General features: G+C 45.8%; 35 protein-coding genes, 2 tRNA genes and 2 pseudogenes. 14 read left to right on the top strand and 25 right to left on the bottom strand.

Annotation, left to right across the window (positions count from 1 at the left end; genetic code table 11):
• Positions 1 to 373: 373 nt before the first annotated feature.
• From BZK42_RS26360 to BZK42_RS26425, 15 genes are all read right to left on the bottom strand, one after another.
• Positions 374 to 724 carry an HNH endonuclease gene (locus BZK42_RS26360; protein WP_080861004.1) on the bottom strand — a complete coding sequence of 117 codons (351 nt, stop codon included), beginning with the start codon at positions 722 to 724 and terminating at the stop codon, positions 374 to 376.
• 6 nt (positions 725 to 730) lie between these two features.
• Positions 731 to 1,030, bottom strand: coding sequence for a hypothetical protein (locus BZK42_RS26365; protein ID WP_080861006.1), 300 nt, complete (start codon positions 1,028 to 1,030; stop codon positions 731 to 733).
• Positions 1,031 to 1,108: 78 nt separating this feature from the next.
• Positions 1,109 to 1,297: a hypothetical protein gene (locus tag BZK42_RS26370; RefSeq protein WP_080861008.1), complete on the bottom strand. Its 189-nt coding sequence runs from the start codon at positions 1,295 to 1,297 to the stop codon at positions 1,109 to 1,111.
• 154 nt (positions 1,298 to 1,451) lie between these two features.
• Positions 1,452 to 2,024 carry a glycoside hydrolase family 108 protein gene (locus tag BZK42_RS26375; protein ID WP_080861079.1) on the bottom strand — a complete coding sequence of 191 codons (573 nt, stop codon included), beginning with the start codon at positions 2,022 to 2,024 and terminating at the stop codon, positions 1,452 to 1,454.
• 14 nt (positions 2,025 to 2,038) lie between these two features.
• Complete coding sequence (locus BZK42_RS26380) at positions 2,039 to 2,332, bottom strand: phage holin family protein (protein ID WP_080861010.1); 294 nt, start codon at positions 2,330 to 2,332, stop codon at positions 2,039 to 2,041.
• Positions 2,332 to 2,724, bottom strand: a complete 393-nt coding sequence (locus BZK42_RS26385) for a putative holin (RefSeq protein WP_080861012.1) — start codon at positions 2,722 to 2,724, stop codon at positions 2,332 to 2,334. The genes BZK42_RS26380 and BZK42_RS26385 overlap by 1 nt, the downstream gene beginning before the upstream one ends.
• 539 nt (positions 2,725 to 3,263) lie before the next feature.
• Positions 3,264 to 3,482: a hypothetical protein gene (locus BZK42_RS26390; protein ID WP_080861019.1), complete on the bottom strand. Its 219-nt coding sequence runs from the start codon at positions 3,480 to 3,482 to the stop codon at positions 3,264 to 3,266.
• A gap of 709 nt (positions 3,483 to 4,191) precedes the next feature.
• Positions 4,192 to 4,266 (bottom strand) — tRNA-Gly (locus BZK42_RS26395).
• Between the two features lie 3 nt (positions 4,267 to 4,269).
• A tRNA-Thr gene (locus tag BZK42_RS26400) sits at positions 4,270 to 4,345 on the bottom strand.
• A 348-nt stretch (positions 4,346 to 4,693) separates the two neighbouring features.
• Positions 4,694 to 5,236 carry a DUF1133 family protein gene (locus tag BZK42_RS26405; protein WP_080861021.1) on the bottom strand — a complete coding sequence of 181 codons (543 nt, stop codon included), beginning with the start codon at positions 5,234 to 5,236 and terminating at the stop codon, positions 4,694 to 4,696.
• The gene (locus BZK42_RS26410) at positions 5,233 to 5,523 is read right to left on the bottom strand and encodes a DUF1364 domain-containing protein (RefSeq protein ID WP_080861022.1); all 291 of its coding nucleotides are present in this window, start codon (positions 5,521 to 5,523) and stop codon (positions 5,233 to 5,235) included. Before BZK42_RS26410 ends, BZK42_RS26405 begins: the two co-directional genes overlap by 4 nt.
• On the bottom strand, positions 5,523 to 6,122 hold the full coding sequence (locus BZK42_RS26415) for a DUF1367 family protein (RefSeq protein ID WP_080861024.1): 600 nt from the start codon (positions 6,120 to 6,122) through the stop codon (positions 5,523 to 5,525). The genes BZK42_RS26410 and BZK42_RS26415 overlap by 1 nt, the downstream gene beginning before the upstream one ends.
• A gap of 59 nt (positions 6,123 to 6,181) precedes the next feature.
• Positions 6,182 to 6,349 carry a hypothetical protein gene (locus BZK42_RS29005; protein ID WP_169922395.1) on the bottom strand — a complete coding sequence of 56 codons (168 nt, stop codon included), beginning with the start codon at positions 6,347 to 6,349 and terminating at the stop codon, positions 6,182 to 6,184.
• 365 nt (positions 6,350 to 6,714) lie between these two features.
• Positions 6,715 to 6,936 carry a Heat-stable enterotoxin II gene (locus BZK42_RS26420; RefSeq protein WP_080861026.1) on the bottom strand — a complete coding sequence of 74 codons (222 nt, stop codon included), beginning with the start codon at positions 6,934 to 6,936 and terminating at the stop codon, positions 6,715 to 6,717.
• Positions 6,937 to 7,228: 292 nt separating this feature from the next.
• Positions 7,229 to 7,381 (bottom strand): Hok/Gef family protein, encoded by a 153-nt coding sequence (locus tag BZK42_RS26425; RefSeq protein WP_080861028.1) that lies wholly within the window; start codon positions 7,379 to 7,381, stop codon positions 7,229 to 7,231.
• Positions 7,382 to 7,766: 385 nt separating this feature from the next.
• On the opposite strand from BZK42_RS26425, the gene BZK42_RS26430 reads away from it, so the two are divergent.
• Both BZK42_RS26430 and BZK42_RS26435 read left to right on the top strand, forming a co-directional pair.
• Positions 7,767 to 8,699 (top strand): hypothetical protein, encoded by a 933-nt coding sequence (locus BZK42_RS26430; protein WP_080861030.1) that lies wholly within the window; start codon positions 7,767 to 7,769, stop codon positions 8,697 to 8,699.
• A complete protein-coding gene (locus BZK42_RS26435; protein WP_080861032.1) occupies positions 8,696 to 9,250 on the top strand; it encodes a hypothetical protein in 555 nt (184 codons plus the stop codon). The genes BZK42_RS26430 and BZK42_RS26435 overlap by 4 nt, the downstream gene beginning before the upstream one ends.
• A 126-nt stretch (positions 9,251 to 9,376) precedes the next feature.
• On the opposite strand, the gene BZK42_RS26440 is transcribed toward BZK42_RS26435, so the two are convergent.
• The 9 genes from BZK42_RS26440 to BZK42_RS26485 all read right to left on the bottom strand — a co-directional run bounded on the left by BZK42_RS26440 (position 9,377) and on the right by BZK42_RS26485 (position 14,266).
• On the bottom strand, positions 9,377 to 9,565 hold the full coding sequence (locus BZK42_RS26440; RefSeq protein ID WP_080861033.1) for a hypothetical protein: 189 nt from the start codon (positions 9,563 to 9,565) through the stop codon (positions 9,377 to 9,379).
• Positions 9,565 to 10,071 (bottom strand): ead/Ea22-like family protein, encoded by a 507-nt coding sequence (locus BZK42_RS26445; RefSeq protein WP_080861035.1) that lies wholly within the window; start codon positions 10,069 to 10,071, stop codon positions 9,565 to 9,567. Before BZK42_RS26445 ends, BZK42_RS26440 begins: the two co-directional genes overlap by 1 nt.
• A gap of 172 nt (positions 10,072 to 10,243) precedes the next feature.
• Positions 10,244 to 10,849, bottom strand: coding sequence for a morphogenetic protein (locus BZK42_RS26455; protein WP_080861047.1), 606 nt, complete (start codon positions 10,847 to 10,849; stop codon positions 10,244 to 10,246).
• Positions 10,849 to 11,529 (bottom strand): DUF1627 domain-containing protein, encoded by a 681-nt coding sequence (locus tag BZK42_RS26460; RefSeq protein ID WP_080861049.1) that lies wholly within the window; start codon positions 11,527 to 11,529, stop codon positions 10,849 to 10,851. Before BZK42_RS26460 ends, BZK42_RS26455 begins: the two co-directional genes overlap by 1 nt.
• A 9-nt stretch (positions 11,530 to 11,538) precedes the next feature.
• Positions 11,539 to 11,868 (bottom strand): winged helix-turn-helix transcriptional regulator, encoded by a 330-nt coding sequence (locus BZK42_RS26465; protein WP_080861051.1) that lies wholly within the window; start codon positions 11,866 to 11,868, stop codon positions 11,539 to 11,541.
• A gap of 9 nt (positions 11,869 to 11,877) precedes the next feature.
• Positions 11,878 to 12,624, bottom strand: coding sequence for an ATP-binding protein (locus tag BZK42_RS26470; RefSeq protein WP_080861057.1), 747 nt, complete (start codon positions 12,622 to 12,624; stop codon positions 11,878 to 11,880).
• Between the two features lie 6 nt (positions 12,625 to 12,630).
• On the bottom strand, positions 12,631 to 13,464 hold the full coding sequence (locus BZK42_RS26475; protein ID WP_080861058.1) for a helix-turn-helix domain-containing protein: 834 nt from the start codon (positions 13,462 to 13,464) through the stop codon (positions 12,631 to 12,633).
• A gap of 29 nt (positions 13,465 to 13,493) precedes the next feature.
• Positions 13,494 to 13,991, bottom strand: a complete 498-nt coding sequence (locus BZK42_RS26480; RefSeq protein WP_249025176.1) for a toxin YdaT family protein — start codon at positions 13,989 to 13,991, stop codon at positions 13,494 to 13,496.
• The gene (locus BZK42_RS26485) at positions 13,988 to 14,266 is read right to left on the bottom strand and encodes a transcriptional regulator (RefSeq protein ID WP_080861059.1); all 279 of its coding nucleotides are present in this window, start codon (positions 14,264 to 14,266) and stop codon (positions 13,988 to 13,990) included. Before BZK42_RS26485 ends, BZK42_RS26480 begins: the two co-directional genes overlap by 4 nt.
• 70 nt (positions 14,267 to 14,336) lie before the next feature.
• On the opposite strand from BZK42_RS26485, the gene BZK42_RS26490 reads away from it, so the two are divergent.
• Positions 14,337 to 14,825, top strand: a complete 489-nt coding sequence (locus BZK42_RS26490; RefSeq protein WP_080861060.1) for a helix-turn-helix domain-containing protein — start codon at positions 14,337 to 14,339, stop codon at positions 14,823 to 14,825.
• Positions 14,826 to 15,021: 196 nt separating this feature from the next.
• Positions 15,022 to 15,150 carry a hypothetical protein gene (locus BZK42_RS29530; RefSeq protein ID WP_282958093.1) on the top strand — a complete coding sequence of 43 codons (129 nt, stop codon included), beginning with the start codon at positions 15,022 to 15,024 and terminating at the stop codon, positions 15,148 to 15,150.
• Here BZK42_RS29530 and BZK42_RS26495 read toward each other — a convergent pair.
• Complete coding sequence (locus BZK42_RS26495; RefSeq protein WP_080861062.1) at positions 15,140 to 15,661, bottom strand: super-infection exclusion protein B; 522 nt, start codon at positions 15,659 to 15,661, stop codon at positions 15,140 to 15,142. The two genes, BZK42_RS29530 and BZK42_RS26495, sit on opposite strands and share 11 nt — an antisense overlap.
• 327 nt (positions 15,662 to 15,988) lie before the next feature.
• Here BZK42_RS26495 and BZK42_RS29815 point away from each other — a divergent pair.
• From BZK42_RS29815 to BZK42_RS26540, 10 genes and pseudogenes are all read left to right on the top strand, one after another.
• Positions 15,989 to 16,072: pseudogene (locus BZK42_RS29815) on the top strand (cell division inhibition protein DicB); the annotation flags it as partial.
• Positions 16,073 to 16,232: 160 nt separating this feature from the next.
• Positions 16,233 to 16,424: a DUF1482 family protein gene (locus BZK42_RS26500; protein WP_080861064.1), complete on the top strand. Its 192-nt coding sequence runs from the start codon at positions 16,233 to 16,235 to the stop codon at positions 16,422 to 16,424.
• 11 nt (positions 16,425 to 16,435) lie between these two features.
• Positions 16,436 to 16,600: a YdaE family protein gene (locus BZK42_RS26505; RefSeq protein ID WP_080861066.1), complete on the top strand. Its 165-nt coding sequence runs from the start codon at positions 16,436 to 16,438 to the stop codon at positions 16,598 to 16,600.
• A gap of 74 nt (positions 16,601 to 16,674) precedes the next feature.
• Complete coding sequence (locus tag BZK42_RS26510) at positions 16,675 to 16,950, top strand: hypothetical protein (RefSeq protein WP_080861068.1); 276 nt, start codon at positions 16,675 to 16,677, stop codon at positions 16,948 to 16,950.
• Between the two features lie 164 nt (positions 16,951 to 17,114).
• A pseudogene (locus tag BZK42_RS26515) lies at positions 17,115 to 18,293 on the top strand (RecE family exodeoxyribonuclease); the annotation flags it as partial.
• Between the two features lie 294 nt (positions 18,294 to 18,587).
• Positions 18,588 to 18,890 (top strand): DUF7740 domain-containing protein, encoded by a 303-nt coding sequence (locus tag BZK42_RS26520; RefSeq protein WP_143329752.1) that lies wholly within the window; start codon positions 18,588 to 18,590, stop codon positions 18,888 to 18,890.
• Positions 18,887 to 19,072, top strand: a complete 186-nt coding sequence (locus BZK42_RS26525) for a Lar family restriction alleviation protein (RefSeq protein ID WP_080861074.1) — start codon at positions 18,887 to 18,889, stop codon at positions 19,070 to 19,072. Before BZK42_RS26520 ends, BZK42_RS26525 begins: the two co-directional genes overlap by 4 nt.
• A 17-nt stretch (positions 19,073 to 19,089) precedes the next feature.
• On the top strand, positions 19,090 to 19,284 hold the full coding sequence (locus BZK42_RS26530) for a DUF1187 family protein (RefSeq protein ID WP_080861076.1): 195 nt from the start codon (positions 19,090 to 19,092) through the stop codon (positions 19,282 to 19,284).
• A gap of 471 nt (positions 19,285 to 19,755) precedes the next feature.
• Positions 19,756 to 20,016 (top strand): excisionase, encoded by a 261-nt coding sequence (locus BZK42_RS26535; protein ID WP_045443294.1) that lies wholly within the window; start codon positions 19,756 to 19,758, stop codon positions 20,014 to 20,016.
• Positions 19,994 to 21,136: a tyrosine-type recombinase/integrase gene (locus tag BZK42_RS26540; RefSeq protein ID WP_080861078.1), complete on the top strand. Its 1,143-nt coding sequence runs from the start codon at positions 19,994 to 19,996 to the stop codon at positions 21,134 to 21,136. The genes BZK42_RS26535 and BZK42_RS26540 overlap by 23 nt, the downstream gene beginning before the upstream one ends.
• Positions 21,137 to 21,434: the final 298 nt, after the last annotated feature.

Here is a 21,434-nt window from a genome sequence, read left to right on the forward strand (position 1 = left end):
GGCCACCACCGGAAGATCGAACAACAGCACCCATTAAAACCTCCAATTCAATAGGTAAAAACTTCCGGAAAAAAGTTTCTTATTTTGGGCGCGTAAAAATTTGACGAGGCGGGCGGTCCCGGACAGCTAGGGCTACAGGGATTTGACCCGCCCCCCCCTGTAGATGAGAATTAATATCAATCGATATAGAAATCATCGTTCAGTGTGCGACGGTTCGCGCTGCTCGCGTTGTAGGGACAGGCTCTGGAATTATGACCGGACCGACCACAATAACTACAGCGTAGATTTGCCCGACGCGACGAACCTCCCCATGTTTTCGGGCAGTTGGCAACTGTATGAAACGGTGACCCACAATAGGTACATCGGGTATAGCTCATCGCATTCTCTCCGTAGCCGTCTTCGCTTTGTGGCAGGGCCAGCACAGACTCTGCAGGTTACTGTCTGCATCCGTGCCGCCGTGAGCTTTAGGAATGATGTGGTCGACGGTTTTGGCCTCACGCACCACACCACCACGCAGGCACAGCTGGCACAATCCTTTATCGCGTTTCAGGATACGGGCGCGGATAACAGTCCACTTCGAGCCATAGCCACGCTGGTGGCGACTCAGCCCGCGCTGGTGCTGTGCCCAGCCTTCACCACGATGCTTATCGCAGTAACCCGAGGTGTCTGTCGTTGTGCCTGCACAACCACGCTTACGGCATGCGCGGGGAATTCGTGATGGCATGGAATTTCATTCTCCGGCTATTCCCTCGGGGAGGGTACAGATCACATCCAGTCCCGCTGCCACGGCGTACTGGTTATGTTCATCGACAAGTTTTATTGTGTCATCGAGCAACTCACGACAGCGATGTGCATTCGTTTCTATGCTCAACACCAGTGAATAAGCACTATGCAACTCCCCACCTGATAAAAACGGAGCACCAGCAGTAGTAATTTCCGATTTTATTTTTTTCAGAGCGCAAAGATTTTCTTCAATACGCTTTCGCAGAACAACGCAGCGACCAATCGCTTCATAATCTTGTTCAGACATTTCGCCTCCTGTTTTCAACGGGGATATTCAGGCCGATAGCATTACAGCAGCCCCTCATTGAAGGGCTGCTGTAATGCCTTAACCCAGTTTCGCACGCACCAGAGCATCTTTCGCTTCAAGAAATTTACGTAACCCAACCGACTTTTCCGGACCGTCTGGCAGGGATTCATCCATTTCCCTTGCCAGATCACCAATCGGCTTACTCACTTCCTTTAACGAAGTCGGAAGATGTTCATAATTGAAATACTTCATAATTGGTGATGCCATAATTTCTCCTTAGTGAAACATTTATCAGACGATCAGTCCTGCGTACATTGCCACACGCTATTAATAAGCTGGCAGACCTGAGATGCGGTATCCAAAAGCTGGCGTGCTTTTTCCATGCTGGCGCAGCCCACTAACAAAAAGGGCATCAGTATTGCTACCAGTGCCTGTGGCGTTCGGTGTGTCCAGTGCTTTCGCTTAATAGCGCGACGCGCTCCTTCATCCAGCCGTAGACAAAGGACTCATTAGCCTCGCGTTTCTCTGCTAGTTCGAGATAACGATCGCCCTGAGTGCAGTTCAGCGATGTGAGCATGACAAGCTCCCCGTCCTTGCCCCGGTTTTTCAGATAGGCCCGCAGCGCATTAATCGTGCGTGGACCGATACGCCCATCGGCATCCATGTCCGGGAATAACTTGCCGCGCAGATTGAATACATTCAGCCAGCGCTGAAGCATCTTTGTTGCGACTGCCGGCCCCATATTCACCCCTGTGTCGCACAGCTCGGCGGCAATGTCGGGAGACAATGCAGAAACCTGATCGAAGCGGGGTCCGTACCAGTAATCAGCCTCGAGGATTTCCAGCGCCTGCCCGCGCGTCAGGTCGCGCATATTGCCCCTGTAGCCGTGAGCACGCGCCACTTTCTCAGTGATGCCCCACTTTGTCGGGCCTCCCTTATCATCGGGATGGTTTACGTAACCACCCTCTTTACCGAGGATCTCATCAAAGATCATTTCTTTCGTTTTTTTCACTGTAACTCCTTCTTTTTCCCGACTTGTGTAGCTTTCGCAATATTCCCTCTCGCGCCCCAGATGGTCAGGCAGAAAGAAAAATTGAGGAGAAGCTCAGCAGGGTCAGCGCCGGAATACTCACCATAAAAAATACGAATGGCGATCCACCCGGCAGCTACAATGACCAGCCACGCCAGCAGTGAATACAGAAACCGGTAGCTACCTGCTTTTTTCTGATAAAACATCAGACGCAGGACTATAAGCAGGCAGACCACTGCATTGGCAGAGAGCACCAGTTTTTGCCAGTCCATCACTCGCCCTCCTCTTTTGTCTGTATGCCGCCCTGGTATTTCGACATCACTCGCAACAGGATGCTTACACAGACTGTTGAGGCCACCAGCGCACCAATACCCGGCGTGACCTGCACAGATGCGCCAGGTGCAATTTTTCCCAGCCCGGCATTAATGACTGCTGCGATAATTTCCGAGGCTGTTCCGGCGCTGTGTATCCCCCCGATAAAAGAGACCAAGGCAAACAGAACCTGCCGCCAGAGTCGATGTGGGCGGCTGGAGAGAACGTAAAGCGCGGTTCCGGCAAGTGAGCACATCACCACGGCAGGCGTCGCTTCCGGAAACAGCGCAGCAAGCGTCACACCTGTCGAAGCCGCCGTAAAGCCGCCCGTTACAGTTAATGGGTCATACATGATCAAATCCGAAAAAAAAGCCCCACCATCCAGGAGCGTGAAACGGAAGCGCCAACAAATAGCGCGGAAATGAAAAAGGTCCGCCGTAGCGGACCTCAGAAACGACAAAACCCCGCACGACGGCGGGTTCTGACAAACGGATTACATTAATATCTTCAAAACAAATTCGGATGGGCCATCCCCGAAGGATTTTCCTATGCATGCCTCAGCCACTCTCTCGGAAATGACCCATTCGAATTCTATGTGATTAAATTGAGTTGTAAGGTATGGCTTAAGCTCCATAAAGTAGAACGCCCAACCTTTAGAATAAGGCCGCCAGCGCTATTAGGGATATTCCTGTATAGATAGCAGCTTCGGCTACTCGTGTTTTTATATGCTTATCGGCTAGATGAGCGATAAAGAAGCAAAGCATTCCACCTAAAACAAACCATACTCCCATCGATATCCCCTCTCCACAAACGCTCTTTTACTGGCTAATAGTCAGCAACCAGCACAACATCTAAACAAACTCTTATTTGTTCAGAATCCCTTGTCTGTTGTCACAATTCAAAAGTGAATGCCCTAAAATCCTGGGTTCCAAGCTTATAGGAACCTAATTGCACGTGATAACCATCGCCACGTACCTGTAGTTCTTTTCTTGCCATATATTCAGTTGCAAAAACACCTACAAGATGCCACGGGGCCGGACGAATTACCGCCCAGCCAATCACTCTTTCATGATCTGTCGGATCGTGTGGTAATCCATGAACTACAAACATACAACATATCCCTTATCAGATTGCTCTTGCGGCGAACCACGTGTATCTGCTTCATCAAAATGAGGCTGCAAACCAACATAGTAAAAAAAACCACCTCACGGGAGGTGGATGGAAATAGGCATGAGATACATCATAATAGTTATTATTGGCGCTATCGTTTATTGCATGTCATGCATAACATTTGTTATGGGGGGGGGGGCCTCCCCCGAAAAATCTGTTCCTTACAAAAATAGAGTCACGACCTTTGGTCTACTTCAATGTGTTCCTATAAGGGGATCACCTCTATATAAAATGCAGTGCCGGTCTTACCCGGAGAATCCTCAGTCAGCCACTGGGACTCGCAACGATTTGATCAAACGCAGACGAGGGTGCTGTTTTGCCCCACATTATGTGGGTATCACTGCATTCAAATGGTGTCTCGCCACCACATAAGTCCGGTTCATCACAACAACAGATAACAGCAAGACACCATTTGAATGCAAAAAACATGGCACACAGCCCCCTATGCAGCTGAGAAGCGAAATTGACCCACTATTCCTGCCCCGCTTCGACTAACTTTCGTTAATCTGTGCCATAAAAATGTCGGTTCACAAGCCAAACTTGTCAGTTTGAGTTCGAGAGCCATTTCTGGTGCCGTCACTGCAAATGGATGGAGGCAGAAGTGACTCTCTTTTTTCTTTCATAGACGCTACATAATATGAAAGAAAACTGGAGCGGGCAGCGGGAATCGAACCCGCATCATCAGCTTGGAAGGCTGAGGTAATAGCCATTATACGATGCCCGCATATGGTGCCGACTACCGGAATCGAACTGGTGACCTACTGATTACAAGTCAGTTGCTCTACCTGCTGAGCTAAGTCGGCATTAATTGGTTCATCAGGGACATCCTTGACCGAGCAATAAAAGCCACCCATCAGAACCGCCGTAAATAATACGAATAGAATTATTCATTTCAACCCCCAATAATGTCAATTTGTGTAAATTGTTTATTTTAAATTTATTTAAATGATTTACATAAGATCAAAAAAACCAAAACACACAAAAAACAATTAATGTAGGTAATATTTAATTTTTGAGTATTTATTAATGAGGGTTCAAAAACGACAAAACCCGCACGATGGCGGGTTTTGAAATTTGTTCATGTCTGTCATTCGCCTCGCGATACAGCTATGCGAAGCGTACCGGAATTGAAGCAGTTAGTGCGTAAAAAATCAAGTCGTTTTTTGAGCAAATGATTCATGCATAGGTAGATAAAGCATATATTCTGCAACAGCTAACCAATTAGCAATTCGCTTCTCGCATGTACTAAAACACCATTCTGGATAGGCTTCATTTAACCGTTCGGCCATCATTCGCTTAGTCATGCCCCGCCCCATATAACGCTGACTCAGGACATTTAGCAGTCCGGGATGATCCGCCAGTACTTCGCCAATAACCCTATCGATTTTTAGCGCTTCTGAATCGGTACAATGCGCCAGCCAGCTCTTTTGCTTGCCGTTAATCATTTCCCGCAAAAATGCTTCAAGTTCAGGCTTGTCCAGCCCTGCTTTTTTCATTCTGCGAAGTGCCTCATTAATTGCCGTTTTTGTCAGTTTTTTAGAGGTCAGCAACTGGTTGAACATATTCCCCGTCTTACCGCCGCCGATATACGACCAGCGGCCCCACATACGCAATTTCCCCTGAATCCAGACGCTCTCCAGCGTATTGAGGCGAAGGTGTTCTCCGCTTTTCCCGGTGTTTGTTGGGTAAATCATAAAATGCCTTTCTCCCTCCAGATTTCTTGTGTCCGGAAAACGCCCTCCGCGTGCATCAGGCGTAATTCTTCTTTGGTGTAATCGCTGGTTTTTACCCGCCCGTCGATTAAATCGTGGCATGAGCTACAGGCAATCGCTGCCTGTATATCATGAGGTTTTGTTGCCGTTCCGCACGTACCAGCCAGCCGGTAATGCGCCAGTACGGACGTTTCAGGATTGTGGTTGCAATAGCCGGGAATTCTGACCTGGCACATCTGGCCCCGCGCCGCTTTGCGTAAATCCGCCATTACGCGAACTCCAGCAGCTGTGCGGCCACATTTTCGACTTCCTCCGGAGAGGAAAACTTACGGAACAGGATCCAGTTCCACAGTACGTTGAGTACGGCTTTATAAACCTGCTGAAACTCGGTTTCGTCCATATTCGCAAAAGCGATGGATTTCGCCCTTCGCCCGCGACTACCGTCCGGATAAAAATGCTCGGTGTAAAATCCGGCCTGAACGGTCACCCACTCGCGGAAAGCGTCGAATGATTTGAGAAGTGCTAAATCACTGGTTCGCTTTACAGCAACCTTATGCAGGTACTGTTCTGCTGCATCGCTCAGTGCGGAGGTATGCTTGCGCCCGGCTGACTCGCACAGAAAATCGACAAAGCCTGAGATAAGTTTTTGTTCCTTCGGAGCGATTACTCCGCCGGTGGGCGTCCAGTAGTCGAAACCAAGCTGTAGAAGTTTGAAAAATCGCTTATGGAATGCGTAGTTACGCACACGCTTAAAGTCAGCGTGTATCCACTCACCAATTTTTATCTGATGCAACAGATTACTGCTCTCCGGCGTTGCGGGGATCAGTAATCCTGAAGAAGTTTGCTTTACTAGTTGTAAATGCACCACTACTATCCTCGTAATGGTGCGACAGGGTCAGTTGTTCAGGCCGACACCTATAGTATAATTCAGTCTTTATCTTGTCTAAAGAAGATTACTGAATGTATATGTGAGTCATTGCTGATTAAGATTGCGTCAGGAGGCACAGGTATAACGATAAATGATCCATCCTCTCTAGTGATCACTTCATAACGACCTGGCAAGCTAATTACAGCCAATAGCTCCTTTTCTTTCATGATAGAATCCTGTAAACATAATACATCTCCTCTAGAGGAGTCCATCCATCTTCTCCCTGCGCGCTAAATAAGAAATCTAATTTTATACAACTTAATTTGAGGAGCAACACGGCAATTGCTTTATGAGTCCAGGCTAAAAGATTAAACTATCAACAAAGGTGATTCATTCACAAATAAGAACTATACTCCTGCCACTTTGACGTATAAAAATTTATCGCATTACATTATGAGCGCATTCATATTATTAACACAAAGGAAACGCAACGTAGTTTATTGTGAAATAGAAAAAAGCCTGTTACTAACAGTAACAGGCTTTCTGGTACAATGATTTAAATTTTTGTATTTCATATGTTAGACATTGGGAATTAACAACCTTTAATCTTAACCATTAGTTGCGCCCCAAAACATGCACCCGCTGTACCATCCCTTACACCTAGAACACCTTTTTTACACGTTTCCTTAGCTATTTGCCTGTAGTTTTCACATAGTTCTTGTTTATTCGAAGGTGCATTAGCCACTGGTTGCGCGTAGCCATTGAGAGAGATAGTGGAAGTCACCATTAAGAGAATTACAATCGACCTATTCATATTCAGCTCCTTTTTTATCTACAACCCTCGGTAATTTTATATCAACCTGCTTTTTATGTTGTCAACTAAAATTAATGTGACGTGACTAACATTATTTAACGCTTATAGCATGAAAACAAAACACTTATTAAATTCGCAAGCTATATAAATAATAACGCGCAAAGAAGTAATACAGGAAAATATAGCCAACACATATAAACGCAAACTTATAATAACATCAGTTATAAAGTGTGGGTGCATTGAGAATGCCTGACACAAAGAGTGGCGGGGGTTTTTCCCCCCGCCGATGCTCTTAACGTTGTTCAACTTCGTAGGCTAAATACGCCGAAAGCTCTATGTTCCCCTGCTTGATGTGCAGCTCGCAGAGCGAACCACGAACCATCCAGAGAAACATCAGGATGGTGAAACAAACCACCACCAGACAAAACACATAGTTCCTTCGCATTACAACCTCCTGTAAGTTGATTTCTTACTGTTAAGAGGCTAATCTTCTGTTGTCGAGACATCGGACTGGCCTCAAGTTGATTTATAGTCACTTGGGGCTTTTCTCTATCTGCCTTTTGGTGTTCATGCCTGAGACAGATAGCCTCAAGCACCCGTGGCGATTTTACTTAACTCTACTTACCGCGCAAACCGTTTTTATCCGCAGCGACAATAGCCACAATTGTTAGCCTACCACCTCTTTACAAGAACATTACTTTGTGTATTATTTCTTTAAAACAATCAGTTAAGAGCTATCGGTGGGTGGGACCGCCCTGCGGTAGCTTTTCATTTATGCATTGCATACATGCATGTTCTAATATATTTCTATATATTCAAAAGTGCTTTTCATGCACAGCGTTAATTTCTATTCATTCCGTGTATTGACCCATAAGGGCAGTCGAACCAGCAAAAAACTTAATGAATTAGGTTTAAGCAATAACAAAACGGCATATGAACTTCTCGTTGATTATTTTGCTCTTTATAAAAACACACCTATCGAATTCGGAGTATCAAAAACAAAAATATCTCTTGAACAACATACCAAACTTCATTTTGATAACACAAAAAAAATTATATATGGTTATATTAAAGTTGGTAAATACGGAGAAAGTAGTGAAATAAAAGATGTAAAACTCAAAAAAGTTCACTACAGAACAACTGCTTATGATGTAACCCTAAAAGAACGTTATATTTTAATATATCTACCAGACAACCTTGATGAAGGAATTATTGCGTTCCATTCCAGCGATAACATTTCGGCTCGTGGGGTTCTTTCTGATTCCATCACTGAACATCTAAAAAAACAATTTCAGCTTGAAGCAAGAATCAACCCATTATGTCATAAAAACATCCCTCAATACATCCTCAACTCTGAGTTAAAACAAATTAAAGCCCAGGGATATAAAGCCCCAAGCGACATTACTAACTCCTTTAGTCAAAATAAAACAAACATCAAGACTGATTTAATAATCAAAGCAAACAACGGTATATTTGGGAGCTTTAGAGATTTAAGAAACAAAAACATTGGAAACATCATTGAAATTATTGAAGACAAATGTGATGTAATAAAAATAAGTTTACAACTTGGCAGCAGAACAGTCGTTTTCAATTATGACACAATACTAAAAAAAGGAATTTCCGCAGAGTTAGATGATAATGATCTTAAAATCAATCCATTGACAGGTATTCCTGAACTAACAGCACTTCATGACGCGATAAAGGCCCTTTCCAATGATATATTGTTAGAGCTGCATAGCGGTAACAAAGGGGTAACTATATGAACAAAATAAATGTACTGGGTGTAATAATAAAACACTACAAAACAATGTCAGATCAGCGCGGCACAATTCTGATGGGCGACATCATTGTACATTTTATTGTCCCTCTGGTTCTTTCTTTCGTTCTGTGCTGGACATATGGAGTAATGAAACCAGCAATCGCCTCTGTCTTCGTTAACTTCGGTGCTATTACAACAGCACTATTAATGAGTGCTGTAATAATGATTTATGATCAAAAACAAAAAACCATATCCAAGATAGCAGACATAATTGAAGGAAACAAACCTCGAGATAATTTAATCTCATTGAATAATAATAAAACCATATATGAACAGTTATGTCATAACGTTGCCTATGCAATATTAACCGCAATAATATTGGTTATATTTTCAGTGATAATATATTTCCTCCCGGACAACGCAGTAGATTTAATGAAATGGTATTTTCGTGCACCTGCATATATCGTTAGCTTTTTTGCCTATACATCCTTCTTTATAACTGTTATAACTTTCTTAATGGTAATAAAAAGATTTAGTACAATTTTAGATAACTAACAAACAATTGCCGCCCTTTCGGGCGGCCTCCTGAAGTATTGAGGGTGCAAGAGTCCCTCCGGTTAAGGATTGAGTTAAAATTTTCAGTTGTTATTACGCTATAAAATCAGAATAACACTTCCTAGGTTAATCTTTGGGCACACACACTCCGCGCAACTTCAAATCACCGTTATTTAACTTTTTGATATCGGCGAAAGCATCTTTACAAGCTCGCTCGCTATTAAACACCTGAGTTTCTACCTGTAGCGTTGGTTGCGACTCGCCAATTACACTTAAAGAATGCGGAGATAACATCCAGAAAATTAAAACCCACATTATTCCTCCTTAATTTTGACACCAGCAGCGCGTATTTCGTTACGAGCGTTATCATTACCCGCACACCAACCCTCGGCATATTCCCGGCTAAATCCGCTCATATGCATAACTTCACCAATGCTGCGTTTCGGCAAGTTGACAATCCGCGCCGCCAGTTCTGCTATGCGCTTCTCTGCGGCATCAATAATCCCCTCCAGACGACGGTTTCGGCTTTCTAGTGTTTTAATTTTCTCTTTATCGGCTTCGCGCTCATCCAGCAGCATGAGCACTTCCGGGTCGCTAACATCGACGACAGTGACGCGGGACTGTCCATAATGGTCATCTGCGATACTGCGTCCTTCTGCGTAGTCACAACCTTTATCGTCGTAGGTTGCGCCCGTACACCCATACGTGATGCGGTTGCCAGATATACGCTGTACTGTCATTTCAGCGCCACAAATGCGGCATTTGGGTACTGGTTGCGGTGAATAACGCTCACGTAGTGCCTGTTTATCTGTCATGCTTATCTCCCGTGGTTATTTCTGCGGTTCTGCGCCGCACTTGGTTTTCTATTTTTCCCGTAATAATGTGTTGGCAACCAACGTGACAGGCCAGATGGTGCATAGCGAACAACAAGGCGGTTAGATATTCGGATGAGCTGTCCTGGCTTTGCTAACAGCAATTTTGCTTTGCGATTATTCATGGCGTAGTACCACCATCAACACGCTTGAATTCGATAACCCACACCCACGGGTTAGCCTGCCAGCCTTCCTCTCCGTAGATGGATTTCCACAGACTGCGGAAACCCAGAAAGTGCTTATCCCCAATGACGCAGCATTCAGTTGGTGCGCCCTCCGCTTTTGCGTCACACTCACTAATATTGTTCAGCCTCTCAACCCGCACGTCGGTAATTTCCAGCGTGATACGACTGGCCCAGCGCGGCATGTGAATTGATGGACGCCAAAAGCAATGCAGATTATCGTCAGCATCGTAAAACTCTGGCGCTGGCTTTCCATCAGCCCTGTAGACACAGAACTCTGGCTTTTCAAATTTAGAACTGTCTTCGAGATACGAATCCATGTGCTCGTAATCGAATAGCGGCCCCTGATAGGTCTCGCGCACCCAAATGCGGTCGCCGACTGTGCCAAACGGGCAACGTTTAACAATTAACGTTGTCGACTGCTCCCAATTTTCGTCATCGAGGCCACGGAATTTTTCATTAACAGGCCTTCTCGTCTGCGTCTTCCTGCCATCAAGAATGGCGCGCACCATCTCAACGTTAAAGATCATCCCGCGTTCTTTCATTACGCTTTCCTCTGGAAAATCTGAGCAACAATATCCCGATGCTTATTCAACTCTCGCAGCGCTGAACAAACTCGCTCCCACTTCTGAACCTGATTTTTCGCCCGGCGCAACTCCCGGTTCGCCATGTTCAGGGATGGAAAAATCAGATCGTCAGGCCGTTTTTCGGTGAATGACGGAATTGACTGCACCACTTTTGTAATCTCAGGGGAAATAGTTTCTGGCTCGGGTAATTTCACGCCCTCCGGCTGCTGTTCAGGTTTACTGTTTTCCTGCATTTCAGCTACATGCTGGTTTGGCAGGCAGTAGCGATATTTACCGTCTTTAGCGACACGATGTACACGTGACTTTTTGGTTGCCATAGCCAGTGTCGACGCAACCTTGCGTGGTGTAACACCGAACAAAGAGGCCAGTTCGTCAGCCGTCTGCGGACCATGCTTTTCGAGAGCTTCGGTCAGATGCTGCTCTGTCACTTTTGGTGCTGACGCCTCACCTGCATCTTCACTTTCCAGCTCACTGCCATCGGATAACGACCAGGACGGGCCATTTTTAGTTACCACGCCAGCCCTTTTCAGTTCCCACAACTCGGTTACTACTTCTTCCCGATTGATATCAAGTCGCGCAGCCAGTTCTAATGACGTGGCTTTGCCCATTGCTTCAAGTGCTTTCAGTACGGTTTCCATTTGAACTCCTTAAAATCTGTTACCGGCTCCCCGGCTGCTCCCAAAAATTTTGTGTACCTGATACCCTTTCCAGTTACGGCGGCATTCCTGCACCGCAACGCTTTTCGGCGCTGTCTGGCGCTCGAGGATCGATTTTGCAATGCAGACTTTTTCCTGCCAGTTCGGTGCCAGTCGGTATTTTTTCCCTTCCCGGCTAAGTCGCCCGTACCCCTGCATATTCTGAAGCAGGTTGTGAATTTTCTTGTTGGTCACACCAAGCGCATCAGCCAGTTTGCGTGGTGTGGCCTCCCCGTTCTCCTGCAGATACCTGATTGCGGCCTGTTGGTTTTTGCTGTTCATACCTCTGACCTACCTCACAGCGCCAGCCTGGCCAACATTCGGGCGCCAGCTTTCCCAGTTGAAATTGACCCATCGTCCGCCGTTCATGGTCATGCGGTCCATCACGCGCTCACCCAGCAGGGCTTTCATTGCGTCGTAGTTCAGATTGGTCAGCATTCCCACGCTGCGCATCGAGGCCGTCCGGCGATCAACAATCTGGTGCAGCACAACCTGCTCGTTTTTGGTTTCGCGCTGCACACCAATTTCATCCAGGACCAGCAGATCAACCTCACACAGTTCACGTAGAAATTTTTCGCCGGACTGTCCGTCGTCGTAGCTGGCGTGTAAGGCGCTCATAACGTCTGCCACGGTAACCACAATCACGGTTTTACCGGTTGTCAGCAGGTGATTACCGATAGCCGCCGCCAGGTGATTTTTCCCTGTTCCCGGCTTCCCGCTGAAAGCGAAATTTGTGCAGCCGGACTCAAGTTCTCCAGCAATGGACTTGGCCTGGCTGAGTGCGTATCGCTGGCCATCGTTCTGAACCCGATAATTCGCAAACGAACACTTGCGGTGCAGCGGTTGGATACCGGAACGGTTGAGAATTTTTTCAACCCGTACCTGCCGGTTCTGGCGTTCGATCTCCTCGCAACGCTTCCGGCCTTCGGCAAGCTGCCACTCCCGCCACTCTTCCGGAGTACGGAACGGCGCGGTCAGATGTGCTGGCGCAAATTTTCGAATACGCTCCAGAACTCCGCTCGTCGCTATATTTTTCATGGTCAGTTACCCCTTGAAACCCGGTGGAATCGTGTTGTCTGGCTGAGAAACGTCAATCCGCCCATTAAGCCTGTTAACGTGTGTCTGATGGATTTTGTCTGGAAATAACCCTGTCCAGCCGTTCGTAATCGAAAGATTGATCACAGCGTCTGGATCACAACATCCCGATAATTTTCTGGCCTGTAGTCGGCATGTTGTCTCCGTCAGTCGTTTACCAATTTCTTCCCGATGAGCTACCCAATCGGACCAGGTTCGTGGACTCACGTTTTCAGGTCTTGCTGTAAGCGGGTCGAATTTCGATTTTTTACTCGCGCGCATACGCTTACCTTGTGGTTCAAGATCTTTTACTTGTGGATCATGTTTTAATACTTGTGGATCCCCTCCAGAATCTGGAGGTTCAAAACCCCCTTTCACTCCAGAATCTGGAGGTTCAAGTCCACTTGAGGCTCTAAATTCTGGAGGTTCAAAATCTGTACCTTCATAATTTGGAGGTAGAAATATTGATTTCTTTTTGGCCTTCATTGCCCGATTTTTTGCCCTCTCCTCAGCGGCTAAACACTCAAGCCTCTCAACATTCAGAAAGTACAAATTCGATGTTCTTCGGTTACCATTTCTCCGATTTTTACGACGAACCCAACCAGCCTTTTCAAGTTGAGCAAGAGCACCATAGACAGTGCTTTCAGCAAGCCCAAGTTGGCGGCTGATAGTTTCTACCCCCGGATAACTGATACCCTCATCATTTGAGTAATCAGCAAGGCGAACCATAATTAGGAGTTTCGCACCGGTGATCCCGTTAGCCGCACAGGCATCCCATACAAATCCCTGAACTCTGCTACTCACAAAAACCTCGACAACTTTCTGCTGAATACCTACTGGTCACATCTCTGGTGTTGTTGGCGATAACCATTTCGTAGCGCCTGTAACGCATGAATGGCTTCGTCGCATTCCCGCTCAAAATCATGCAGCGGTACGCCGAGAAGAGAGGCGTTCGCCGCCTCTGTACTTTCCTTAAGCAATCGAGTTACCAGGTATTCGATACTTTCCCCGGCAGTGACTCGTTTATGTAGCTCAGGTACGCTCCTCCGAAGTGCCTTCAGAATTGCTGGTATCAGAGCAGTGAATTTTTCGTGATGCTCCGTGGTTTCTAACTTTCTCCAACGCTGAAAAATGTTTATACGGTTACGACGCCACGCGCTGTAGTCCACCGTTCCGTCATCAAATTCGATACGGTGAATTGCAATATCAGGCCGTGTTGATTGCGTCATAAATTCACGTGTAATCATCTGCGTTGCGCTTTCCTGAGTAATGCCTGGCACACGCAGCCAGGCATCGAGTGCGGCACAAGTTTTTTCGGTGCTGATCATCATTGTTCACACTCGATTAGATTTTCAGTATTACTCTGATAAACCGATGGGAGCCCGTGAGTAGGATCGGGGTAAATATCGGGTCTTAAATCGTGGGGAGTTACACGCCATCCCCCCAGTTCACAAAGTTTAAGGACCCGCTCACTAGGAACCTTGTTCCTTTCAATCCAGTTAGCAACTGACTGAGATGATTTAAAACCAAACAAACGGGATACAGCAGAAACATTGCCAATAACCCGTACTGCTTTATCAGTAATATTTTTATACTCTGTAGCCATTATCTACTCCTTTCAAACCACGAGTAGCATAATACTACTTTAAGTAGCTTTTCAACAACAAAAAATAGAAATGACTATTGTAGCGCCCTGCCTTAATCTTCTACCTATGGTAGAAAAAACAAATAAACATCAAGAATTCGCCAACCGTCTTTCGGCAGCGATGAATGAAAAAGGCCTTTCAGTTAAAGAGCTGAGTGAGGCTTGTGGTGTTACCTATGAAATGGCTCGCCGTTATACTATGGGTACGGCTAAGCCTCGCGATGAAAAACTTTCGCGTATAGCGACTTGGTTAAACGTAGAACCAGCATGGCTTGATTATGGTCAGCACCCCATAACCCCCACTGCGCCTCATAAGCAGGTAATTAGCGAACCGTTGCTAAAAGTACAAGAGCAAGAGCTCGATGAATTTGCGATCTTAAGTGATGAAGAAAAAAGATTAATTCGCGTCTTTCGCAAATTTCCTGATTATGAGGCCAACAACATGCTTCTAGCTTTTGAAATGCGCTACAAGCAACTGTTCGATTTCTACGCGAAGTATACGACCCCACCTAGTGAGTAACCCCCCTTCAATAAGCCCAGCAAACGCTGGGTTTTTTATTTGCTGACGCGCGCAAGCTACTTAAAGTAGCCAAAAACACCAATATTCTACTTTAGGTATTGACAATGCTACTTTTCGTTGTAATATTTCTCTATCGAAGCACAAGGTGCGACAGGCAAACAGTTCCGCCACCGGGCGTTAAACGGGAGAAGTAAAGATGGACACCAACGACTACATGAACAGGGCTTACGAAGAATACTTCGAAAGCCTTGACGAAGGAGAAGAAGCACTCAGCTTCAGTGAGTTTAAGCAGGCACTTTCCGGTAAGACAAAAACTAACGGCTAATATCGAATCGTTTTGTGCAGGGATTCCAGGCGGAAAGCATTAACGGCTCATACTCAGGTTCTATTTTGAAGATCACAGAAACACCGCCGATACTCGAATTGACTGGACGAACTATGCCTGCTTTAACTAGAGCGTTTACATAAGGGTTATCCCAAGAAGCCAAGAAAGTGCGGGAGCGAGTCTTAAGAAACGGCTCAAGTAATAACAATTGTTCAGAGCTCAATGAATTAAGCGTTTTTAACATGCGTTTTGTCTTAATACTACGATAGTACAATGGTACCACTGACATGAAAAACTGACCGACAGCTTTGAGGATCAACACAATAAGGTAGGCTACGGCAAAACTGAAAATCTGTGCAGCATACGGAAAGCCGCTACGTTCCTCAATGAACGCAGAAATATCATCAGGGGTGAAGATGAGTATCAAAAAAAATAAAGCCACTGTAACCATAAACTGTCCAACGGACTTCTCAGCAAAAAATTTAGCAAGGGTTAAAACGCTTCCTAACATCTCAATAACTCGATGATTCTCTACTGTAAGGGTATTGAAATGTTAACACAGGATCTCGCTGTAGGGGTATTGCGAACCACCGAAGCCCGGAGGTGGCTAAATAAAACCGGGCACAACACGAAGGCGCATTTCCGATGTTTTCTGAGTCGGTCTTGTCTGTAAATCCAAATAGTGGAAGTGCGCCTCCGGTTGTGAAAACGACATTGCTGTGTGTAGTCTTGGCGGCATCAGTTTTTCTTAGTCATTTCTGATGCCGCCTTTTTTAAAGTAAATTTTGTAGTGCAGTGAATGCGGCTAAGCGCACGCGGAACAGTTAATAAACTCCTTATCAATTGGGTGGATTTGTATCCGGCATTAATTATTAACTGGTTAATGTCACCTGGAGGCACCAGGCACTGCACCACAAAGTTCTCTTAAATTTGATGAATGAAGAGGCGTTATATGCGGAGCCGTCATTTAACAGCTATCAGTTCGGCACAGAGTAAATTCGCCATCGCTGTATTTTTGAAAAATCAGGAAATGTTTGAGCAAGCCATTATTCAGTTTGCCATTGCTACCGGGAGTAAAATTAATGAACACTTTGTTCGCTCTTGTTATGACCGTTTTTCTGACAACGGGAGAAGCTCAGGATGTGGTAACCGGTATTTACGACACTGAGGCCGAATGCCAGGCTGCATCCGTTGAACAAAAAATTTCAGGAGAATGTTTCCCTGTAGAGAAATTCATTCGTCCTGTTAATGGAGAGATACCAGCCGGAGCATAAGGAGTAGACTGATGTTGATAAAATGTGCCTATCACCTTTGTAATAAAGAAATCGAAGAAAAAGAAAGCTTAGAAAAACCACTTCATTTTATGCAAGGGGTTATACCAACCACTGAACTTAAAAAATATTGCTGCGAGCAATGCGCCGTATATGACCAAATGGCGCACGAACTTTAATTAAATACTTAACAAACCATGAATTATGCCAGCAATGGCAGGGATTCTTACAATCCTAATAACAGGAGTTAATTATGAAAATTGAAATCAAAGCAAAAACAGAAACATGTGACGACGTAGTGCATCATGTATTTCATGATGATAAGCGTGTCGGCTTTATCATTAAAACTGAAAATAAAAATATGCCATTCACTATCGTAGATATTCAAGGCGACTCCGGTAATGCGAAAAATCTTGAAGACGCGGTAAAAAGAATTTGCCTGAAACATATTGCGCTGACCATTCCAAAAGAAGAACGGGCTGATTTTATGGCTGTCCTGATTGCAATGAAATTGTGCGGCGAACTCTGAAAAAGAAAAAGCCTGCAACAAGTGCAGGCTTATCCCCATTTTTTCATCTGGCGATGTGCTGGTCAGCGACCAAACCGACCAGCCAGAGATGTGACCAGTAAGCACCCGGAGAGGAAGACTTACTGGACGAGCAGGATTTTAATCGTAGTTGAGGTTAAAAAACAATGAGCACCAAACCACTATTCCTGATCCGCAAAGCAAAAAAATCATCAGGACAACCCGACGCCGTTTTGTGGGCCTGTTGTGATTTTGAATCTGCATGCGCCACCCTGGATTACCTTATCGTGAAATCCGGTCGGCAACTGAAAAACTACTTCAAAGCTACCGCAACAAACTTCCCTGTCGTGGACGATCTGCCGCCTGAGAGTGAAATCGACTTCACCTGGTGCGAACGCTATCAACTCGGTAAAGACAATCTGACATGGGAAAGCAAACCTGGCTCCGATATCTCATCAGCTAATGATGATTCAATCAATGCTGATGCTGGAATACAGAATGACGATGCCAGCAAACAACCTCAACTCACTGTTGTCGCAACCATGCCATTACGTCATCGAATTCTGGCGCAGCTACTCGGCAACGGCGAATACCTGTATCACTTCGATGCAGAGCAAAAGGCAGAAATCCTGCGTATAGAAATGGACACCGAAAATACCCGTGTTCAGAACATGATGCTCGCTGCCGAAAATGTCGAGCCATTCAAAAAAGCCACCGAACACGACATCCATCGTGTAGTGGTTGCCTTCAACACAGTATTCCCTGCTGATGGTAAGACACCAGAGCTGGGTGTAATCATTCAGTTTTTTAAAGCATGGTTCGATACAGAACACATCGATCGCGGTCTGCTGGTTAAAGAGTGGAAAAAAGGTAATCGGGTTTCCGGTATTTCCCGCACTCCGTCCGGCGCTAATGCTGGCGGCGGCATTCTTACCGACCGTGGCGAAGATTTTGTCCATGATAAATCCTCGCTGGCGCGCGACGTGGCTACCGGCGTTCTCGCCCGGTCAATGGATATCGACATCTATAACGTGCATCCGGCGCATGCCAGACGCATCGATGAAATCGTTGCAGAGAACAAACCGCCCTTTTCCATATTCCGGGACAAATTCATCAACATGCCAGGCGGCCTGGATTACTCACGCGCCATCGTGGTGGCATCAGTGAAAGAAGCGCCAATTGGTATTGAGGCCATCCCCGCGCGTGTAACGGAATATCTGAATCGTGTTCTTACCGAAACTGATCATGCCAACCCGGATCAGTTAATCGTGGACATCGCCTGTGGCCGCACCTTAGCCCCCATGCCATATGGCGGAAATGCAGAAGGAAAAGTCGAGGCACAGAAGAGTGCGCTTGGTCCACTCTATACCGAACTGAAAGGGAAAGTCGTTCAGCGCCACCATCGCATTAACGCAATCGCGCGTATTGAGAAGATGATCAACGACCTGCCCTCATCAGACGATCCTGACGCTGCGCAGAAATTTGCAACACTGGAGCAGGCGCTTAATGCCTCCAGGCCGCACCTGGGCGACCTATATGACGCATACAGCACCACACTCTCCGACATGAAACCTGAATACATCAACGGTTAATAATCCCCTGGCGGCTGCAACCGGCCGCCAGACCAGAAATGACAGGCTATGAAGATGAAACCCGCTAACGCACGTGAATTTATTCAGTTGGAATACAGCGAATTTCCGGACACCGTGTTACACGCCGAATTATGCCGCGCATGCGCCAGAGCTGACGGCCGCAGCATCAGACGGACATTGAACGAGTTCGCCAAAGCAAGAATGACAAAAGTTGAAAACCCTGCATTACGCGCAGCCCTCGAAACGATGGCGACTAGCCAGTTTCCGGAAACGCAGATAACCCGGATACGCGCCTGTATCGGGCGTATGGAATCCGCGCTGGTTCAGAAATTCGGAGTTAAACGCTCATGAGGTATGACAACGTAAAACCTTGCCCCTTTTGCGGCTGCCCATCAGTGACAGTGAAGGATATTGCAGGTTATTTCAGGGTTAAATGCGATGGGTGCGAAGCACGCTCAGGTTATGAAGGCAGTAAAGCGTCAGCCCTTATCCGCTGGAACCGACGCTCAACAGACACCGCACCGAAGAGTTAAATTTAAGAGTTACCTGTATGTACAAAATCACCGCAATTATTGAAAAGGCGGGCAATGCGCCGACGTCATGGACCCGTTATTCAAAAGTAAAAATGACCAAAGCCCAGTGCGAAAAAATGATCTCAGGTAAGCATGAGGCTGGCGTATCCCGCATAGAGAAAGCAACACTGAAAAGTTTTGAATGTGTAAAGGTAAGACCGGACGAGCTGTGAAGAAAACACAGTGCATGTTTTGCGGAGGCTCAGCCACCCTGCTTTGTGATGGGTATATCGGTTTCTCGCCGAAATGCGAAAACGGTTTAGAGTTCCCGGATGTTCTGCATCCATTCACCTGTGATGCGCCAATGTGTGATCGTTGTGGCACAGAGATGATGAAAATATTCGTCTGTGGCAAACGACCATATTCAGGGATCCGGACTGTCGACCACTGCCCCATATGCCTGAAAGTTTTACCACCTTATCCAGAGCACACCAAGAGGATCATTAGCTCTGTGGAACAGGCAGAAAGAATACGCGCTGCACACTGGCTGGTTTTTCTAATCCGCACATCCAGCACGTAAAAATTTTGCAGGGCGGCGGTCAGCAGTCCTTTGATTTTTAAACTTGATCATTAATGTTCAACCCAGACTGCCACCAGCATTCTATATTTGGTGGCGGTCATGCTGTAAAGGGACATGACCATAGATGGCAAAAACTATTCTGATTCAGGATTGGGCAAAAGGCCCAAATGGATTCGGATATCCACAATCACAATCACGCTTAAATCACCTGGCAAAAACGGGCCAAATTTATCCACCAGCCAAAAAGGATGGAAGGCGATGGGTGGTCGATGAGGATGCTGTTTTTATAGGTTGCGTCGGGAAGGATGAAATTTCCGATGATTTGCCGGAAGATGCCAAAAAACTGGTAAAGAGTGTTATCAATGGCCGCACCACGCAAGCATAACATTAAGATAGAAAATTTGTACGCCAAAATCGACAAACGGAATAACAAGGTATATTGGCAATATAAAGATCCGTTGACGCAATTATGGAGAGGCTTTGGAACCAATGAAGTTGCAGCAAAAGCTGCCGCAATCGAATTAAATCGACTGTTTGCCAAACAGCAACTTGAACAAACTTATGCCCTCATTGATACAGCAAAGAAAAAAATTGTCCAGCCAAACAAAAACGAAATGAGATTTAAAGAATGGGCCAAAAAATATATTGAGATGTTGGAAAAAAGACATTCAAAGGGAGAGATCTCGTTATCCACACTGAATGAACGGCGTCATGCTGCAAATGTTTTGTGTTCTCGAATTGCCAACACTCCGCTGAGTATTGTTGGCTCTCGCGAAATGGCTGCCATCCTTGAGGAATATATCGACGAAGGAAAAAACAGTATGGCGAAACACATACGTTCAAACTGGATCGATATTTTCAAAGAAGCGCAATTTGCAGGAGAAGTACCGCCTGGTTTCAATCCGGCACTTTCGACAAGAAAGCCGAAAGTTGAAGTAACCCGCGCCCGTTTACAGTTGGAAGATTGGCAAAAGATTGTTGAGGTAGCAAAAGTTCGTTACTCACCGTGGGCGGTGAATGCATTGCAGCTCGCTCTCGTCACTGGCCAGAGACTTTCAGATATTCTTGCCATGAAGTTCAGGGATGTAAGAGACGGGTATCTATGGATTGTTCAGGGTAAAACTGGAAACAAAATTGCCCTACCCTTAACGCTTCATTGCGATGCTGCAGGTCTTTCTCTGGAGAACATCATAAATCAGTGTCGCGATCGCGCTTTAAGTCCTTATCTGGTTCATCACACTAGGACGACGGCGACGATTAAATCAGGTGGCACAATAAACAAGGCTACTGCCAGCACTATGTTCGCTCGATGCCGGGACGCAGCAGGTATTACTCCTCCGGAGGGGAAAACGCCCGTGTCGTTTCACGAACAGCGTTCTTTGGCTGAGCGTCTTTACTCTGCTCAAGGGGTCAACACGCAGGAATTACTAGGACATAAATCGGCCAAAATGACCGAGACATACCACGATGAAAGGAATGATGGCTGGGTGTTTTTGGTGGTTTAATATTAACCAGTTTTGGGGAAGAGTTTTGGAGAGATTTTGGGGAAAAGTCATAACAGTCCATAAACTGTTATGACTTAATAAACGCGGACTGTTTCTGCAACCCAGATGTAGCGCGGCTTAGAATGCAACTCACATAAAAATTATATGGAGTTCTGCATGTTCGGTCTCGATGCGTTTCACCTGGCGAGGATGAAGGTGGGAAAAATAAAAATAACCTCCTATTTATCAAGTCGTTACATAGATACTTATCCACATTTTAGCTTAAATTGCTCATATTAAAAGGCCAGCAAATTCAATA

The sequence above is a fragment of the Citrobacter braakii genome (genome assembly GCF_002075345.1).
Lineage (GTDB): Bacteria > Pseudomonadota > Gammaproteobacteria > Enterobacterales > Enterobacteriaceae > Citrobacter > Citrobacter braakii.

What these genes read in the sequence shown, in the direction of transcription:
- BZK42_RS26430 (WP_080861030.1), top strand. Translation starts at nt 7,767, where the DNA reads ATGCACAGCGTTAATTTCTATTCATTCCGTGTATTGACCCATAAGGGC.
- BZK42_RS26405 (WP_080861021.1), bottom strand. Translation starts at nt 5,236, where the DNA reads ATGATTTACCCAACAAACACCGGGAAAAGCGGAGAACACCTTCGCCTC.
- BZK42_RS26460 (WP_080861049.1), bottom strand. Translation starts at nt 11,529, where the DNA reads ATGGAAACCGTACTGAAAGCACTTGAAGCAATGGGCAAAGCCACGTCA.
- BZK42_RS26380 (WP_080861010.1), bottom strand. Translation starts at nt 2,332, where the DNA reads ATGGACTGGCAAAAACTGGTGCTCTCTGCCAATGCAGTGGTCTGCCTG.
- BZK42_RS26520 (WP_143329752.1), top strand. Translation starts at nt 18,588, where the DNA reads ATGAAGATGAAACCCGCTAACGCACGTGAATTTATTCAGTTGGAATAC.
- BZK42_RS26420 (WP_080861026.1), bottom strand. Translation starts at nt 6,936, where the DNA reads ATGAATAGGTCGATTGTAATTCTCTTAATGGTGACTTCCACTATCTCT.
- BZK42_RS26385 (WP_080861012.1), bottom strand. Translation starts at nt 2,724, where the DNA reads ATGTATGACCCATTAACTGTAACGGGCGGCTTTACGGCGGCTTCGACA.
- BZK42_RS26465 (WP_080861051.1), bottom strand. Translation starts at nt 11,868, where the DNA reads ATGAACAGCAAAAACCAACAGGCCGCAATCAGGTATCTGCAGGAGAAC.
- BZK42_RS26540 (WP_080861078.1), top strand. Translation starts at nt 19,994, where the DNA reads ATGGCCGCACCACGCAAGCATAACATTAAGATAGAAAATTTGTACGCC.
- BZK42_RS26390 (WP_080861019.1), bottom strand. Translation starts at nt 3,482, where the DNA reads ATGTTTGTAGTTCATGGATTACCACACGATCCGACAGATCATGAAAGA.
- BZK42_RS26495 (WP_080861062.1), bottom strand. Translation starts at nt 15,661, where the DNA reads ATGTTAGGAAGCGTTTTAACCCTTGCTAAATTTTTTGCTGAGAAGTCC.
- BZK42_RS29005 (WP_169922395.1), bottom strand. Translation starts at nt 6,349, where the DNA reads ATGAAAGAAAAGGAGCTATTGGCTGTAATTAGCTTGCCAGGTCGTTAT.
- BZK42_RS26410 (WP_080861022.1), bottom strand. Translation starts at nt 5,523, where the DNA reads ATGGCGGATTTACGCAAAGCGGCGCGGGGCCAGATGTGCCAGGTCAGA.
- BZK42_RS26525 (WP_080861074.1), top strand. Translation starts at nt 18,887, where the DNA reads ATGAGGTATGACAACGTAAAACCTTGCCCCTTTTGCGGCTGCCCATCA.
- BZK42_RS26470 (WP_080861057.1), bottom strand. Translation starts at nt 12,624, where the DNA reads ATGAAAAATATAGCGACGAGCGGAGTTCTGGAGCGTATTCGAAAATTT.
- BZK42_RS26370 (WP_080861008.1), bottom strand. Translation starts at nt 1,297, where the DNA reads ATGGCATCACCAATTATGAAGTATTTCAATTATGAACATCTTCCGACT.
- BZK42_RS26360 (WP_080861004.1), bottom strand. Translation starts at nt 724, where the DNA reads ATGCCATCACGAATTCCCCGCGCATGCCGTAAGCGTGGTTGTGCAGGC.
- BZK42_RS26535 (WP_045443294.1), top strand. Translation starts at nt 19,756, where the DNA reads ATGGCAAAAACTATTCTGATTCAGGATTGGGCAAAAGGCCCAAATGGA.
- BZK42_RS26455 (WP_080861047.1), bottom strand. Translation starts at nt 10,849, where the DNA reads ATGAAAGAACGCGGGATGATCTTTAACGTTGAGATGGTGCGCGCCATT.
- BZK42_RS26425 (WP_080861028.1), bottom strand. Translation starts at nt 7,381, where the DNA reads ATGCGAAGGAACTATGTGTTTTGTCTGGTGGTGGTTTGTTTCACCATC.
- BZK42_RS29530 (WP_282958093.1), top strand. Translation starts at nt 15,022, where the DNA reads ATGGACACCAACGACTACATGAACAGGGCTTACGAAGAATACTTCGAA.
- BZK42_RS26435 (WP_080861032.1), top strand. Translation starts at nt 8,696, where the DNA reads ATGAACAAAATAAATGTACTGGGTGTAATAATAAAACACTACAAAACA.
- BZK42_RS26530 (WP_080861076.1), top strand. Translation starts at nt 19,090, where the DNA reads ATGTACAAAATCACCGCAATTATTGAAAAGGCGGGCAATGCGCCGACG.
- BZK42_RS26490 (WP_080861060.1), top strand. Translation starts at nt 14,337, where the DNA reads ATGACTATTGTAGCGCCCTGCCTTAATCTTCTACCTATGGTAGAAAAA.
- BZK42_RS26510 (WP_080861068.1), top strand. Translation starts at nt 16,675, where the DNA reads ATGAAAATTGAAATCAAAGCAAAAACAGAAACATGTGACGACGTAGTG.
- BZK42_RS26365 (WP_080861006.1), bottom strand. Translation starts at nt 1,030, where the DNA reads ATGTCTGAACAAGATTATGAAGCGATTGGTCGCTGCGTTGTTCTGCGA.
- BZK42_RS26505 (WP_080861066.1), top strand. Translation starts at nt 16,436, where the DNA reads ATGTTGATAAAATGTGCCTATCACCTTTGTAATAAAGAAATCGAAGAA.
- BZK42_RS26440 (WP_080861033.1), bottom strand. Translation starts at nt 9,565, where the DNA reads ATGTGGGTTTTAATTTTCTGGATGTTATCTCCGCATTCTTTAAGTGTA.
- BZK42_RS26500 (WP_080861064.1), top strand. Translation starts at nt 16,233, where the DNA reads ATGAACACTTTGTTCGCTCTTGTTATGACCGTTTTTCTGACAACGGGA.
- BZK42_RS26485 (WP_080861059.1), bottom strand. Translation starts at nt 14,266, where the DNA reads ATGGCTACAGAGTATAAAAATATTACTGATAAAGCAGTACGGGTTATT.
- BZK42_RS26375 (WP_080861079.1), bottom strand. Translation starts at nt 2,024, where the DNA reads ATGATCTTTGATGAGATCCTCGGTAAAGAGGGTGGTTACGTAAACCAT.
- BZK42_RS26480 (WP_249025176.1), bottom strand. Translation starts at nt 13,991, where the DNA reads ATGATGATCAGCACCGAAAAAACTTGTGCCGCACTCGATGCCTGGCTG.